The organism is Streptomyces sp. AC512_CC834 (assembly GCF_019049325.1).
GTDB lineage: Bacteria > Actinomycetota > Actinomycetes > Streptomycetales > Streptomycetaceae > Streptomyces.
On sequence record NZ_JAGMUO010000101.1, the window covers coordinates 1,403 to 14,198 of the forward strand.

General features: G+C 68.9%; 13 protein-coding genes. 6 read left to right on the top strand and 7 right to left on the bottom strand.

Annotated features, from left to right (window positions below; translation table 11 throughout):
* Positions 1 to 460: 460 nt before the first annotated feature.
* The 3 genes from KUM40_RS32295 to KUM40_RS32305 all read right to left on the bottom strand — a co-directional run bounded on the left by KUM40_RS32295 (position 461) and on the right by KUM40_RS32305 (position 3,508).
* Positions 461 to 1,276 (bottom strand): SDR family oxidoreductase, encoded by an 816-nt coding sequence (locus KUM40_RS32295; protein ID WP_254395996.1) that lies wholly within the window; start codon positions 1,274 to 1,276, stop codon positions 461 to 463.
* Positions 1,277 to 1,605: 329 nt separating this feature from the next.
* Entirely contained in the window at positions 1,606 to 2,487 is an 882-nt protein-coding gene (locus tag KUM40_RS32300) for a helix-turn-helix transcriptional regulator (RefSeq protein ID WP_217169848.1), read from the bottom strand.
* Positions 2,488 to 3,022: 535 nt separating this feature from the next.
* On the bottom strand, positions 3,023 to 3,508 hold the full coding sequence (locus KUM40_RS32305) for a carboxymuconolactone decarboxylase family protein (RefSeq protein WP_217169849.1): 486 nt from the start codon (positions 3,506 to 3,508) through the stop codon (positions 3,023 to 3,025).
* A gap of 130 nt (positions 3,509 to 3,638) precedes the next feature.
* Here KUM40_RS32305 and KUM40_RS32310 point away from each other — a divergent pair, with 130 nt between their 5' ends.
* Positions 3,639 to 4,619 (top strand): RNA polymerase sigma-70 factor, encoded by a 981-nt coding sequence (locus tag KUM40_RS32310; RefSeq protein WP_308401282.1) that lies wholly within the window; start codon positions 3,639 to 3,641, stop codon positions 4,617 to 4,619.
* A 1-nt stretch (position 4,620) separates the two neighbouring features.
* Here the strand turns inward: KUM40_RS32310 and KUM40_RS32315 are convergent, their stop codons facing one another.
* The gene (locus KUM40_RS32315; protein ID WP_217169850.1) at positions 4,621 to 5,469 is read right to left on the bottom strand and encodes a helix-turn-helix transcriptional regulator; all 849 of its coding nucleotides are present in this window, start codon (positions 5,467 to 5,469) and stop codon (positions 4,621 to 4,623) included.
* A gap of 158 nt (positions 5,470 to 5,627) precedes the next feature.
* Between KUM40_RS32315 and KUM40_RS32320 the strand changes: the two genes are divergently transcribed.
* On the top strand, positions 5,628 to 6,407 hold the full coding sequence (locus tag KUM40_RS32320) for an NAD(P)H-dependent oxidoreductase (protein ID WP_217169851.1): 780 nt from the start codon (positions 5,628 to 5,630) through the stop codon (positions 6,405 to 6,407).
* An 81-nt stretch (positions 6,408 to 6,488) separates the two neighbouring features.
* On the opposite strand, the gene KUM40_RS32325 is transcribed toward KUM40_RS32320, so the two are convergent.
* Positions 6,489 to 7,889 carry a HEAT repeat domain-containing protein gene (locus KUM40_RS32325; RefSeq protein WP_217169852.1) on the bottom strand — a complete coding sequence of 467 codons (1,401 nt, stop codon included), beginning with the start codon at positions 7,887 to 7,889 and terminating at the stop codon, positions 6,489 to 6,491.
* Between the two features lie 57 nt (positions 7,890 to 7,946).
* Entirely contained in the window at positions 7,947 to 8,357 is a 411-nt protein-coding gene (locus tag KUM40_RS32330; protein ID WP_217169853.1) for an ATP-binding protein, read from the bottom strand.
* Between the two features lie 216 nt (positions 8,358 to 8,573).
* On the opposite strand from KUM40_RS32330, the gene KUM40_RS32335 reads away from it, so the two are divergent.
* The 3 genes from KUM40_RS32335 to KUM40_RS32345 are packed head-to-tail and all read left to right on the top strand — an operon-like array spanning position 8,574 to position 9,796.
* A complete protein-coding gene (locus tag KUM40_RS32335; protein WP_217169854.1) occupies positions 8,574 to 9,410 on the top strand; it encodes a helix-turn-helix transcriptional regulator in 837 nt (278 codons plus the stop codon).
* 6 nt (positions 9,411 to 9,416) lie between these two features.
* A complete protein-coding gene (locus KUM40_RS32340; RefSeq protein ID WP_217169855.1) occupies positions 9,417 to 9,605 on the top strand; it encodes a DUF397 domain-containing protein in 189 nt (62 codons plus the stop codon).
* Positions 9,602 to 9,796: a DUF397 domain-containing protein gene (locus KUM40_RS32345; protein ID WP_217169856.1), complete on the top strand. Its 195-nt coding sequence runs from the start codon at positions 9,602 to 9,604 to the stop codon at positions 9,794 to 9,796. The genes KUM40_RS32340 and KUM40_RS32345 overlap by 4 nt, the downstream gene beginning before the upstream one ends.
* Here the strand turns inward: KUM40_RS32345 and KUM40_RS32350 are convergent.
* Positions 9,774 to 10,364: a Uma2 family endonuclease gene (locus tag KUM40_RS32350; RefSeq protein ID WP_217169857.1), complete on the bottom strand. Its 591-nt coding sequence runs from the start codon at positions 10,362 to 10,364 to the stop codon at positions 9,774 to 9,776. The two genes, KUM40_RS32345 and KUM40_RS32350, sit on opposite strands and share 23 nt — an antisense overlap.
* A gap of 65 nt (positions 10,365 to 10,429) precedes the next feature.
* Here KUM40_RS32350 and KUM40_RS32355 point away from each other — a divergent pair, with 65 nt between their 5' ends.
* The gene (locus KUM40_RS32355; RefSeq protein ID WP_217169858.1) at positions 10,430 to 12,694 is read left to right on the top strand and encodes an ATP-dependent RecD-like DNA helicase; all 2,265 of its coding nucleotides are present in this window, start codon (positions 10,430 to 10,432) and stop codon (positions 12,692 to 12,694) included.
* The last annotated feature ends 102 nt before the right edge of the window (positions 12,695 to 12,796 follow it).

Below are 12,796 nucleotides of genomic sequence, written 5' to 3' on the forward strand. Positions count from 1 at the left end.
CGGGCACGCGTGGGCGCCTCGCCTGCACGCCGGGTCGGCTTGGCGGCTGACGGCCGGTGGGTGGTGCGGGGGGCGCGGCGCCTCGCATGCACGCCCTGCCGTCTCGGCGGCTTTTAGCCGGAGGGTGGAGAAGCGGAGGAGTGGAGGAGTGGAGGACCACCGGCGGGACGGCGGGACCGGCCGGATGGGCGGTGCGGGCCGCATGGGCGGGACCGGCTGGATGGCGGTGTCGGCCGTTTGGAGGGGCCCGACGACGCGATCGGACACTCTGTCCCACCCTTCATCGCACCCCACCTGCGCATTCACCCCACGCACCCGGGACACACTGTCCAATCACCGCCTCCACCCTCCCCACCTACCTCCCACCCCAGACCACCCTCCGAAAGCCGCGAACAAATCCGCTGATTTGTTCGCGGCTTTCGGCATGGGCCCCACTGATCGCCGCTAAGCGGAGCGTTGCCTACGCGGTTGTGGCGATGCCGCCGTCGACGGGGATCACGGTGCCCGTGAGGTATGCGCCCGCCCGGCTGGCGAGGAACACGGCGACACCCGCCATGTCGTCGTCGCGGCCGATCCGGCGCAGTGGGGCCGACGCCGCGATCGCCTCGCCCAACTCATCGAGGGTTGCGGCCATCATCGCCGACGGGAACGGTCCCGGCGCCACGGCGTTCACGGTGACGTGCTGCGGTCCTAGTTCCTTGGCGAGCACTCTGGTGAGTTGATGCAGTGCGGCCTTGCTGCTGGAGTACGAGTAGTTGGGCCGCTGGGGGATGTGGATGGCGGCGATGCTGCCGATGTTGATGATCCGCGCGGGATCGTCGGTGCTGCCCGCCCTGCGAAGTGCGGGTAGCAGCGCCTGGACCAGCCAGAACGGCGACTTCAGGTTGAGGTCGACGACCGTGTCCCAGGCCGCGTCGGGGAACGTCGCCAACGGCTCGTCCCACATGGCGCCCGCGTTGTTGACGAGGATGTCGAGATGCTCCGAGTCGGCGGTGACGAGGTCGGACAGTCGCTGACACTCGTCGTGGCGGGACAGGTCGGCGGGGATGGCCCGCACCTCACCGAATTTGGATAGCTGTTCCTGCGCCTGAGCACACGCTTCTGCGTTGCGTGAGCTGATGACCACGCGGACGCCCGCCTGGAGAAGGCCACGCGCGATCATCATCCCGATGCCTCTGGTGCCACCGGTGACGAGCGCGCGCTTTCCACCCAGATCGAAAAGTTCTGCATGCGTTGTCAATTGGTTCTCTACCACTTGCCGCATTTCTCGTTGCATTAGAGATGCTCCTGGCGTATCGATCGTTCGTCCGGCTCTCGCTAATTTCGTGTTTAGCCGGGAGTCGGTACAGAGATTAGGCAGCCTTCCGGGATGCCGGCGAGGCCCTAGTGATACAGGTACTGCGAGAGCCTCCCTCAGGACCTGTCCGGGCGATCACGGGTTCCATTACGGCGGCTGTGGCGGAAGGGCCTGGTGAGTGGAGTGGAGATGAGCCGTGCGGAGGCGGCCACGCTCGTGCAACGCGTCATGGATGCGGGCTGCGCCTCCGACGGCGAAGTGGCCAGTCGGCTGGGCAGGGTGAGAGGGATTGGGCTGTCCGCCAGGTGCTAGAAGCTCGGTCGCCGAGGGTTCTCGCTAGCCGCCCACGACGCCAACAGGGCCAGACTGTCAGCGGCCGGCCCTTCCGCGGGTGCGGAGTAGACATTCAAATGCAGGCCAGGGTCGGTGGGCAGATCCATGGACTCGAAGTCCAAGTCGAGCCGGCCCACTACCGGATGGTTTACGCGCTTGCTCCCGTACCCGTGCAGCCGCACGTCCTGAGATGCCCACTGCTGCCGGAATAGTTCACTGCACGTTGACAATTCGCCAACCAGGGCGACGAGCTCCTCGTCGTGCGGGTCGCGGCCGACTTCCATGCGCAGTATCGCGGCCGCATTCCGTGTGACCTGGTCGTAGTCGACGAAGAACGTCTTGGCTGCGTCGGGATTCAGGTACACGAACCGCGCGGTGTTGGCGGGGCGTCGCGGGTCTTCCAGCACCGGTGAATACAGGGCTCGGCCAAGTTGGTTCATGGCGAGCACGTCGTGGCGGCCGTTGCGGATCCACGCCGGTGCATCGGTAATGGCGTCGAGGACTTGTTGCAGCGCCGGGCGCACCGTCGCCGCGGGCTTGCGGCGGCGTCGACTGCTGGGTGCCCCGGACTGGCGCGCGAGGTGAAACAGGTGATCGCGCTCTGCGTCGTCGAGTTGCAAGACCGAGGCCAACGCGTTGAGTACGCCTTCGGAGGTACCGGCCAGGTCGCCGCGCTCGATACGCACGTAGTAATCAACCGACACTCCTGCGAGTAGCGCTACTTCCTCGCGACGCAGACCCTTGACCCGGCGGTTGCCACCGTAGGTGGGCAGGCCTGCCTTGTCGGGCGTGATGCGGGAGCGACGTGACCTCAAAAACTCCCGGATCTCGGTGCGCAAATTGATCGTGCCGGCCATCATCTCATCGTAGCTGGCCCGCAGGCGAAGGGACTGGGTCCCGGAAAGTCGCATTTCGGCAGGTCAGCAGCAGTTGGACGGGGCGGTGCGGGGTCCGGGTGTGATGTCGCAGGACCGGCCGCTTGGAGGGGCCCGACGACGCGATCGGACACTCTGTCCCACCCTTCATCGCACCCCACCTGCCCTTTCTTCCCACACACCCGGGACAGAATGTCCAATCACCGCCCACTCGCCGTTCGCCGCTGAGCCGGCCCGGCGTGCTGGCGAGGCGCCGACGCGCCCCTCACGCCGGGCGACGAGGCAACGTGCCCAAGGGACCGGCGTACCCGGGACACCCACCCTCCCCGGCCGCCCGCACGCTTCTCACCCGTGCTGGAGCGAGCCGGGTCAAGGGTGACCCGAAGGGGCATCGCCGAAGGCGACGCGCAGCGACAGCGGAGCGCCCTTGACGCGGGTCGTGGAAGCACGACACTGGCCAAGAAGCGGGCGGCCCCACGGCCACACACCGGACCCGGCCCACACCAACGCCCCGGCGTCAGTCCATCGCCGCCGCGAACATCCCCGCCTCGTAGGAGCCGCCAGGCTGGTGCGTGATCACGGCGAGCCGGTTGGCCGCGTTGATCAGGGCGACCAGGCAGACCAGCGCCGCGATCTGGTCGTCGTCGTAGTGCTTGCGGACCTGGGCCCAGGTCTCGTCGGACACGCCCTGGTGGGCGTCGGCGAGCCGGGTGCCCTCCTCGGCGAGTGCCAGCGCGGCCTGCTCGGCCTCGGTGAAGACGCTGGACTCGCGCCAGGCGGCGACCAGGTGGAGCCGGACCGCGCTCTCCCCGGCTGCCGCGGCCTCCTTGGTGTGCATGTCGATGCAGTGTCCGCAGCCGTTGATCTGGCTGGCCCGCAGTGACACCAGCTCTTGCGTGGCGCTCGGCAGTGCCGACTGGTGGACCAGCATCCCGGCGCCCGCGAACCTCTTGGCGAACCGGCCGCCGAACTCGTTCTCGAACAGGTTGAATCGGGTGTCCATGACCTCGTCCTCGCTCTCGGTGCCTCACTGACGAACACAAGATGCCGACGGGCCGGTCCCTGTGACAGGGCACTGTTGTGACCTGGGTCACCATCGGCGGGTGTCACAAAGAGGCGGTGGCCGGCGTCCTGTGCGCATGACACCGTTGGAGGAGAACGAGCGGGAGCGGGCGGCGATGAGGGAGCACGGCGAGCGCGAACAGGACGGCGAGCGTGAACGGGACGGCGGGCGCACCGACCCCGCCACCGAGGCCTTCGTCACTCACCGCAACCTCCTCTTCACCGTCGCCTACGAGATGCTCGGCTCGGCCGCCGACGCGGAGGACGTCCTCCAGGAGACCTGGCTGAAGTGGGCGGGCGTCGACCTCGACACGGTGCGCGACCGGCGCGCCTACCTGGTCCGCATCACCACCCGCCAGGCGCTGACCCGGCTGCGTACGCTCGGCCGCCGCAAGGAGTCCTACGTCGGCTCCTGGCTGCCCGAACCGCTGCTCACCTCGCCCGACGTGGCCGAGGACGTCGAGCTGGCGGACAGCGTGTCGATGGCGATGATGCTGGTCATGGAGACGCTCTCGCCGACGGAGCGGGCGGTGTTCGTGCTGCGCGAGGTGTTCGACCTCGGGTACGACGAGATCGCCGAGGCCGTCGACAAGAGCCCGGCCGCCGTGCGCCAGACCGCGCACCGGGCCCGTGCCCACGTCGCCGCCCGCCGGCCGCGCGGAGCCGTATCCCGTACCGAGACGCGGGACGCGCTCGCCGCGTTCCAACGGGCCGTCGAGACGGGTGACCTCCAGGGCCTGCTCGACGTCCTGTCCCCGGACGTCGTCCTGCTGGGCGACGGCGGCGGCATCAAGCAGGCCGTCCTGCGGCCCATCATGGGGGCCGACAAGGTGGCCCGCCTCATGCTGGGCGGTCTGGCCAAGGTGCCCGTCGAGATGACGATGGACCCGGCCCAGGTGAACGGCCATCCGGCGCTGGTCATCCGACTCGACGGCGAACTCGACACCGTGGTGGCGGTCCGCTTCGACGACGGCCGCATCACCGGCCTCTACGCCGTGCGCAACCCCGAGAAGCTGTCGCACATGCGCGGGGAGACCACGTTGCGCCGCTGAGTCACTCGCGAACCCGAACGTTCGCCGCGGGATGCGCGGCGCCGCTGTCCGCGCTCAGACCCGCGAGCAGGCGCAGCCCGTCCTCGGCGGGGCTGCCGGGAGCCGCGGACAGCACCAGCAGCTCCATGCCCGACGTATCCGGCAGTGTGAAGTTCTCCTGGTGCAGTTCCAGCAGTCCGACCAGCGGGTGCCGGTACGCCTTGCGTCCATGGGTGCGGGCGCGCACGTCCGCGCGTGCCCAGAGGCGGCGGAAGCGCTCGCTGCCCATGGCCAGCTCGCCGATGAGCGAGGCCAGGCGGGGGTCGTCGGGGTATTTGCCGGCGGCCAGGCGCAGGTGCCCGACTGCGTCGAGGGTGCATGTCTCCCAGTCCGCGTAAAGGCCGCGCTCGGCCTCCTCGAGGAAGATGTGCCGGGCGGTGTTCAGGCCCGGCAACGGCCGCCCGTAGAGGTGCCTGGCGAGGCGGTTCCCGGCGAGCACGTCCAGGCGGTGGTCCATGATCACCGCGGGCGCGTCGGCGACCAGGTCGAGGACGCGCAGCAGCTCCGGCCGGACCCGCCCGCCCGGCGCCTTCGCGCGTCGGCGGCGCTGGCGTGCGAGGCGGTAGAGGTGCTCGCGTTCGGTCTCGTCGAGGCCGAGGACGCCGGCGAGCGCGTCGAGGACCTGCTCGGAGGGCTGGGTCGCGCGCCCCTGCTCCAGGCGTACGTAGTAGTCGACGCTGACCCCGGACAGGTGCGCGACCTCTTCGCGGCGCAGCCCTTCGACCCGGCGGCGGCTGTCGGTGGAGATGCCGACGGCGGCCGGGTCGACCCGGGAACGCCGGGTCCGCAGGAAGCCCGCGAGATCGTTCATGTCCTCAGTATGGGCTCGGGTCGTGCCCGTGATGGTGGTCCTGCCGATACCAGGAAGTCCCGTCCGACGGAAGCTGCGCCCCTGAAAGCCGGGCGCCGCGACGCCCAGAATGCGAAGGCGCCCGATCCGAAGGCACCCGCTGATCCGAGGGAGTTCCCATGAAGACGCTGATCGTCTACGCCCACCCCGAGCCGAAGTCGCTCAACGGCTCGCTGAAGGACCTCGCCGTTTCCACTTTGGAAGCCGCCGGTCACGAGGTACGGGTGAGCGACCTGTACGCGATGAACTGGAAGGCGGTGGCGGACGCCGCGGACTACGGCCCCCACGCCTCAAGTCCGCTCAGGGTCGTCCGGGACTCGGGCCGGGCCTTCGACGCCGGGACGCTCACCCCGGACGTCCGCGCCGAGCAGGAGAAGCTGTTGTGGGCCGACACGATCATCTTCCAGTTCCCGCTGTGGTGGTACACGATGCCCGCGATCCTCAAGGGCTGGGTGGACCGGGTGTTCACCTACCGGTTCGCGTACGGCGTCGGCGAGCACAGCGACACCAAGTACGGAGAGCGCTTCGGCGAAGGCACGCTGGCGGGCAGGAAGGCTCTGCTGTCGGTGACCGTCGGCGGCCCGGAGGCGCACTACGCCGCTCGCGGGATCAACGGCCCCATCGACGACCTGCTGTTCCCGATCCACCACGGCATCCTCTATTACCCGGGCATCGAGATACTGCCGCCCTTCGTGCTGCACGGCACCGACCGGTTGACCGACGAGGAGTACCCGGACGTCGCCAAGGCCTGGGAGCAGCGCCTGCTCACCCTTGAGTCGACCGAGCCGATCGCGTTCCGGCCGCAGAACTTCGGCGACTACGAGATCCCCTCGCTGCACCTGAAGGAGGGGCTGGAGCCTACGGGCCGCACGGGTTTCGGGCTGCACGTGCGCGACTGACCGGAACGTTCCTCAAGCCCCGGGTAGTCCCTGGATCCTGGGCGGGGTCCGGGAGCGTGTCGCCGGTCTCCAGCGGCGTCTCTACCAAGTCGGGTCGCAAGACCCACTACGGTCGCGTCCGGCGTCGAAGCCCTGAAGCCGGCCCGGTCGGCTCCCTTCGTCCAGCCAGTCCCACAGTGCTCTGGCCCGGTGGTCGTACTCGAACCCGCTGTCGAGCGTCCCGACCCGCTCGATCGCCTCACCGGTGCGCGGATCGTCGCGCAGGGCGAGGCCGTAGGCCGCCTCCAGGCGTACGAGCTGTGCACTCTCGTCGAGCAGCGTGGCCAGGGCGTCGGCGACGGCGGGCGTACGGTCCCGGGAGGAGGCCAGCGCCCCTGCCGCCGTGTACCGCAGATCGTCGTACGGCCCCGCGACCAGGTGGATCAACTCCACGGCGGCCGGGGCGAGGAGCGTGTCGTCCTCCAAGCCCGCCCGGCAGGCCTCCAGTCGAACGGCGGCGTGCGGGTCACCGAGGAGAGCGAGCAGAGCCGCGCCGGTCTCGGGCGACCGGGCGCCCGAAGAGGCGAGGACGGCGGCCGACCGGCGGCGTACGTGGGGATCCCGGTGTCCGGCATGGCGCAGCCCTGTCGCCTCCAGGCATGGATGCCGGTACTCGACGAGGGCTTCGAGCACCTCCGCGAGTACCGCACTGTCCGGCTCCTCGGCCGCCCAGCAGATCAGGAACTCACGCTCCCGCTCCACGAACGGTGAGTCGTTTTCGATGATCCCGCGCGTACGCAGGTAGTCCGCGACGAAGTGGCGGTGTGCCGGTTCGGGGTGGTCGCGGTGGGTCAGCGTGGCCGACCAGGTTTCCTGGCAATGACGCTCCAGGAGGATGAAGCACGCCCCGGACCAGTCCACGTGGGCCTCGTCCGGTACGACGACGGCGCGGCCGATCAGTTCATCGACCGGAGTCAGGATGCGGAACGACCACTCCAGACAGGTCAGGATGGCGCCGTGACCGGCCCGCACAACGAGGCCGCCGAGCGCATACCGGTCGACCCAGTCGTACTCGCCATCCGTCACCCGAACCGGCACGGCGGGACCTCGTGCCCCCGTCCTGCGGCGCAGTTCTTCGACGGCGCCGGTCTCGTACCAGCTCCGGGCCCGGGTGAGCAGCCGTTCACGCTCCTGCTCCGGCAGCCGCAACAGGGGCTCCTTGCCGAGCACCGTCGTGAAGACGGCCGGAGATCCGCTCTCGAGGGCCCGCCACAAGGGCGTGCTCCCGTCCGGGAGCTCCCGGTCCGGATCGGCGCCGCCGTCCATCAGGGCTTCGGCGACCGGATCGTCGTAGGTCGCCACGGCCGCGCACAGCACCGGCAGCCCGCCGTCGGCGTCCACGGCGTTCGGATCTGCGCCCTCGTCCAACAGGGCCCGTACTGCATCGGCGTCACCGGTTCGGACCGCCGAGACCAACCGTTGATCGAGTTCTCTTCCACTCACGCGTCGAGCGTCCGGACGTTTTCCGGGCAGGGCAAGTCAATTACCTGACCGGGACTTTCAGGCCGCCGCCAGCTCGCACCATACGTATTTTCCCCTGTTGCCATGTCTGGCCAGGGGGTGCCATCCCCACACGTCCGCGCAGGCCCGCACCAGCGCCAGCCCTCGCCCTTCCTCCAGCTCCTCCACCTTCCCGAACGCGGCCGGGGGTTCCGGCGGTTCGGGGTCCGCGTCCCACGCCCCGACCCGCAGCGTGCCCGGCGGCGACCAGCGGATACGGAGGGCGGCAGGGCCCTTCGTGTGCCGCACGGCATTCGAGACCAACTCGGTGGCGAGGAGTTCGGCGACGTCGACGAGGCGGATCAGGCCGTGCATGGTGAGGACCAGACGGAGGGTGCGGCGGCTGACGGTCACCGCGCGTAGGTCGTTGGGGATGTAGAGGGAGTACTCCCACGGATCGTTTTCGGGCATGCGTGTCTCCTTTATCGGGCGGGTGGGTTGATGGCGGGCCAGGTGGCAATGCCGCAGCCGTCATGGCAGGACGGGGCGGTGCGCTTCCGGAGCCCGGTGTCGCACTGTGTACGTCGCGTCACCGACGGTAGATCTAAATTTAGGGACGCGGCAAGTCGATCGCGTAATCTGACGCCGAACGAGTTGCACCAACAGATGTGTGAAGAGGGCCAGTCGATGGTGAAGAGGCGCGAACCAACGGCACGCCAGATGCGACTGGCAACCGAACTGCGCAGACTGCGTGAGGCTGCAGGGCTCAACTCCCGAGAGGCAGCCGAGCTGCTCGGCGTGGCCCCCGCCCAGATCACCCATATCGAGTCTGGGCTTGCGGGTGTGAGTGAGCAGCGGGTCCGGCGCCTCGCTTCCCACTACGCCTGTACGGACGAGCGGTTCATCGAGGCCTTGATCGCCATGGCCACCGATCGGACGCGCGGCTGGTGGGAGGAGTACCGGGGGCAACTGCCCACATCGTTTCTGGACCTCGCAGAGCTGGATCACCATGCCACGTTCCTGCGTGAGGTGGCGGTCCTGTATGTGCCGGGCCTGTTGCAGACGCAGGACTATGCTCGTGCGGTCTTTTCCGCCAGGGTCCCCGAACTGGCGCAAGAGGAACTCAACTTGCGTGTATACCATCGAATGAGGCGTCAGCAGATCGCCCTTCCGTACCGGTTGGTGATTCATGAGGCGGCCCTGCGTATCAGAGTCAGCGACCGAGCCGCCTCCCGGGCCCAGCTCGCCAGGCTTCTCGAACGCTCCGAAGCTGACAACGTCACTGTTCGCGTTGTCCCCTTCGACCTGGACGGATTCGGCAGAGCCGCAAGCACCATGACCTACGCGGGCGGTGCTGTTCCCAAGCTGGACACCGTGGTGCGGGACGTGCCCCATGGGTCGGCCTTCATCGACTCTGAAGCCCAGCTTGGCGCTTTTCGAACGCGCTTCCGTAAAGTGGAAGCTGTATCGCTTGGCCCCGAACGCTCGCGGGACCTCATCAACCGGCTGACGAAGGAGCTGTGACACCGCATGGACAACTGGCGCAAGTCGTCCTACTCCGGCGAGGGTGACGGCAACAGCTGTGTGGAAATCGCAACCCGCTCAGGCCGCATAGCCGTCCGCGACTCCAAGGCCCCCGCGTACGGAACACTCACTCTTCCGACCGAGGCGTTCAGGGTCTTCGTCGGCGCGGTCAAGGGGGCGGAGAAGGAGCTGTGAGGCGTGCGGACAACTGGCGGAAGTCGTCCTACTCGGGCCCCGACGACGGCAACAACTGCGTGGAGATCGCCAATGCGCCCACCCACGTAGCCGTCCGCGACACCAAGGCCCCCGCCCGAGCCACCCTCACCTTCCCGCCGGAGGCCTTCGCCCCCTTCCTCGAAGCACTCAAGCCGGACGCGCACCGCTAACCGCCCTGCCGTACCTGCGGAACTCCGACGTCTCCACCGTCCACGGCCCGAACTGCACCGAGTCGCCGAAGATGTACGGTTCCTTGCTGCTGTAGCGGCCCTTGAACGGGTCGGAGTGCACCTGGATCGTGCCGGTCCGCGGGTCGACGATCATGTAGTACGGGATGTCCATGGCCGGGTAGTCGGCCAACTTCTCGTCGTAGTCGTTGCTCGGGCCGGACGGCGAGACGATCTCGACGGCAGCCAGCACCTGCGTCGCGTCGACGGCAAGGCCCTCCTCGTCGAGGGTGGCCTCGGGGATCACGACGGCATCGGGATGGCGCATGCGTCCGATGGCCGGGTGCTCGATCTCGGGGCCGTTCGCGCAGATGTGGCCGGGGAGAGTGCTGAGAAGTTGCGCGTCCAATTGCTCGCGGACGCGTCGGACGATGCCCGCACGGCGTTTGGACGGACAGCGCATGGCCAGCACCGGACCCGACGGCCCGATCTCGACGCGCCAGGCTCCTTCGAGCCGTTCCGCGTATGCCCCGAGGTCTTCGGCGATGGCGCGCATCCTGGCGTAGTCCACGCTCCGAGCGTACTGAGAAGCCGGTCCCGGCCGTCCCTGTCAGTCCCCACCGGTACCGTCGGATCATGTCCAACCAGTCCGCGGCTGCCGCCCCCGGCGAGCGGCGGCTCGCCACCCTCGAAGGCGTCCTGGAGCGCATCACGTACGCCAATGAGGAGAACGGCTACACGGTCGCCCGTGTCGACACCGGCAGAGGCGCCGGCGATCTGCTGACCGTCGTCGGCGCGCTGCTCGGCGCACAGGCGGGGGAGTCCCTGCGGATGGAGGGCCGCTGGGGGTCGCACCCGCAGTACGGCAAGCAGTTCCACGTGGAGAACTACACGACCCTCCTGCCCGCCACCGTGCAGGGCATCCGGCGATACCTCGGCTCCGGGCTGGTCAAGGGCATCGGGCCGATCTTCGCCGACCGGATCACGCAGCACTTCGGTCTGGAGACCCTGACCATCATCGAGGAGGAGCCCAAGCGGCTCATCGAGGTGCCCGGTCTGGGGCCCAAGCGGACCAAGAAGATCGCCGATGCCTGGGAGGAGCAGAAGGCGATCAAGGAGGTCATGCTCTTCCTCCAGACCGTCGAGGTGTCCACCTCCATCGCCGTGCGGATTTACAAGAAGTACGGGGACGCCTCGATCTCCGTCGTGAAGAACCAGCCCTACCGACTCGCCTCCGACGTCTGGGGCATCGGCTTCCTCACCGCCGACAAGATCGCCCAGTCCGTCGGGATCCCGCACGACAGCCCCGAACGGGTGAAGGCGGGACTGCAGTACGCGCTGTCGCAGGCCACCGACCAGGGGCACTGCTACCTCCCCGAGGAGAAGCTGATCGCCGACGCGGTGAAGCTGCTCCAGGTGGACACCGGGCTGGTCATCGAGTGCCTCGCCGAGCTGGCCGCCGAGCCGGAGAATCCGGAGGACGACCCCGGCGTCGTACGGGAGAAGGTCCCGCATCCGGAGGGCGGCGAGCCCGTCACCGCCGTCTACCTCGTCCCCTTCCACCGCGCCGAACTGGCCCTGGCCGGACAGCTTCGCCGTCTCCTCGGCACGGACGAGGACCGGATGCCCGGCTTCCAGGACGTGGACTGGGACAAGGCGCTCGGGTGGCTCAAGCAGCGGACGAAGGCCGAACTCGCGCCGGAGCAGGAGGCGGCCGTCCGGCTCGCGCTCTCCGAGAAGGTCGCCGTCCTCACCGGCGGGCCGGGATGCGGCAAGTCCTTCACCGTACGGTCGATCGTGGAGCTGGCGCGGGCCAAGAAGGCGAAGGTGGTGCTCGCCGCGCCCACCGGCCGGGCCGCCAAGCGGCTCGCCGAGCTGACCGGCGCCGAGGCGTCCACCGTGCACCGGCTGCTGGAGCTGAAGCCCGGCGGGGACGCGGCCTACGACCGGGAGCGGCCGCTCGACGCCGACCTGGTCGTGGTGGACGAGGCCTCCATGCTCGATCTGCTCCTCGCCAACAAGCTGGTCAAGGCCGTGCCGCCGGGCGCCCACCTGCTGCTCGTCGGGGACGTCGACCAGTTGCCCAGTGTGGGGGCGGGGGAGGTGCTGAGGGACCTGCTCGCGCCCGGCAGTCCGGTGCCCGCCGTCCGGCTCACCCGCGTCTTCCGCCAGGCCCAGCAGTCGGGGGTCGTGACGAACGCGCACCGGATCAACGCCGGGCAGCACCCGCTCACCGAGGGCATGAAGGACTTCTTCCTCTTTGTCGAGGACGACACCGAGGAGGCGGGACGGCTCACGGTGGATGTCGCCGCGCGGCGCATCCCCGCGAAGTTCGGGCTCGATCCGCGCCGCGACGTGCAGGTACTCGCCCCCATGCACCGCGGTCCCGCCGGCGCGGGCACGCTGAACGGGCTGCTCCAGCAGGCCGTCACCCCGGGGCGCCCGGACGTGCCCGAGAGGCGGTTCGGCGGCCGGGTCTTCCGGGTCGGCGACAAGGTCACCCAGATTCGCAACAATTACGAGAAGGGCGAGAACGGCGTCTTCAACGGCACCGTGGGCGTCGTCACCTCGCTCGACCCGGTGGAGCAGCGGCTCACCGTGCTGACGGACGAGGACGAGGAGGTGCCGTACGACTTCGATGAACTGGACGAACTGGCCCACGCCTACGCGGTGACCATCCACCGCTCGCAGGGGAGTGAGTACCCGGCGGTGGTGATCCCCGTGACGACCGGCGCCTGGATGATGCTCCAGCGGAACCTGCTGTACACGGCGGTCACCCGGGCCAAGCGACTGGTCGTCCTCGTCGGTTCGCGCAAGGCGATCGGACAGGCGGTGCGTACGGTGTCGGCCGGGCGGCGCTGCACGGCGCTCGACTTCCGGCTCGTGGGGCCCCGGGCCTGAAGCCTTCCGGTAAACCTCTGGGCCCGTGTGAAATAAATGATCGATCAAACGAGTCGGAAAGGTCACACAGCACTTCCGGAAGGGGGACCGAGGGGGCACGAT

Coding starts and splice junctions, on each gene's coding strand:
- KUM40_RS32305 (WP_217169849.1), bottom strand. CDS start 3,508: ATGGACACCCGATTCAACCTGTTCGAGAACGAGTTCGGCGGCCGGTTC.
- KUM40_RS32355 (WP_217169858.1), top strand. CDS start 10,430: ATGTCCAACCAGTCCGCGGCTGCCGCCCCCGGCGAGCGGCGGCTCGCC.
- KUM40_RS32320 (WP_217169851.1), top strand. CDS start 5,628: ATGAAGACGCTGATCGTCTACGCCCACCCCGAGCCGAAGTCGCTCAAC.
- KUM40_RS32335 (WP_217169854.1), top strand. CDS start 8,574: ATGGTGAAGAGGCGCGAACCAACGGCACGCCAGATGCGACTGGCAACC.
- KUM40_RS32315 (WP_217169850.1), bottom strand. CDS start 5,469: ATGAACGATCTCGCGGGCTTCCTGCGGACCCGGCGTTCCCGGGTCGAC.
- KUM40_RS32295 (WP_254395996.1), bottom strand. CDS start 1,276: ATGCAACGAGAAATGCGGCAAGTGGTAGAGAACCAATTGACAACGCAT.
- KUM40_RS32300 (WP_217169848.1), bottom strand. CDS start 2,487: ATGGCCGGCACGATCAATTTGCGCACCGAGATCCGGGAGTTTTTGAGG.
- KUM40_RS32340 (WP_217169855.1), top strand. CDS start 9,417: ATGGACAACTGGCGCAAGTCGTCCTACTCCGGCGAGGGTGACGGCAAC.
- KUM40_RS32330 (WP_217169853.1), bottom strand. CDS start 8,357: ATGCCCGAAAACGATCCGTGGGAGTACTCCCTCTACATCCCCAACGAC.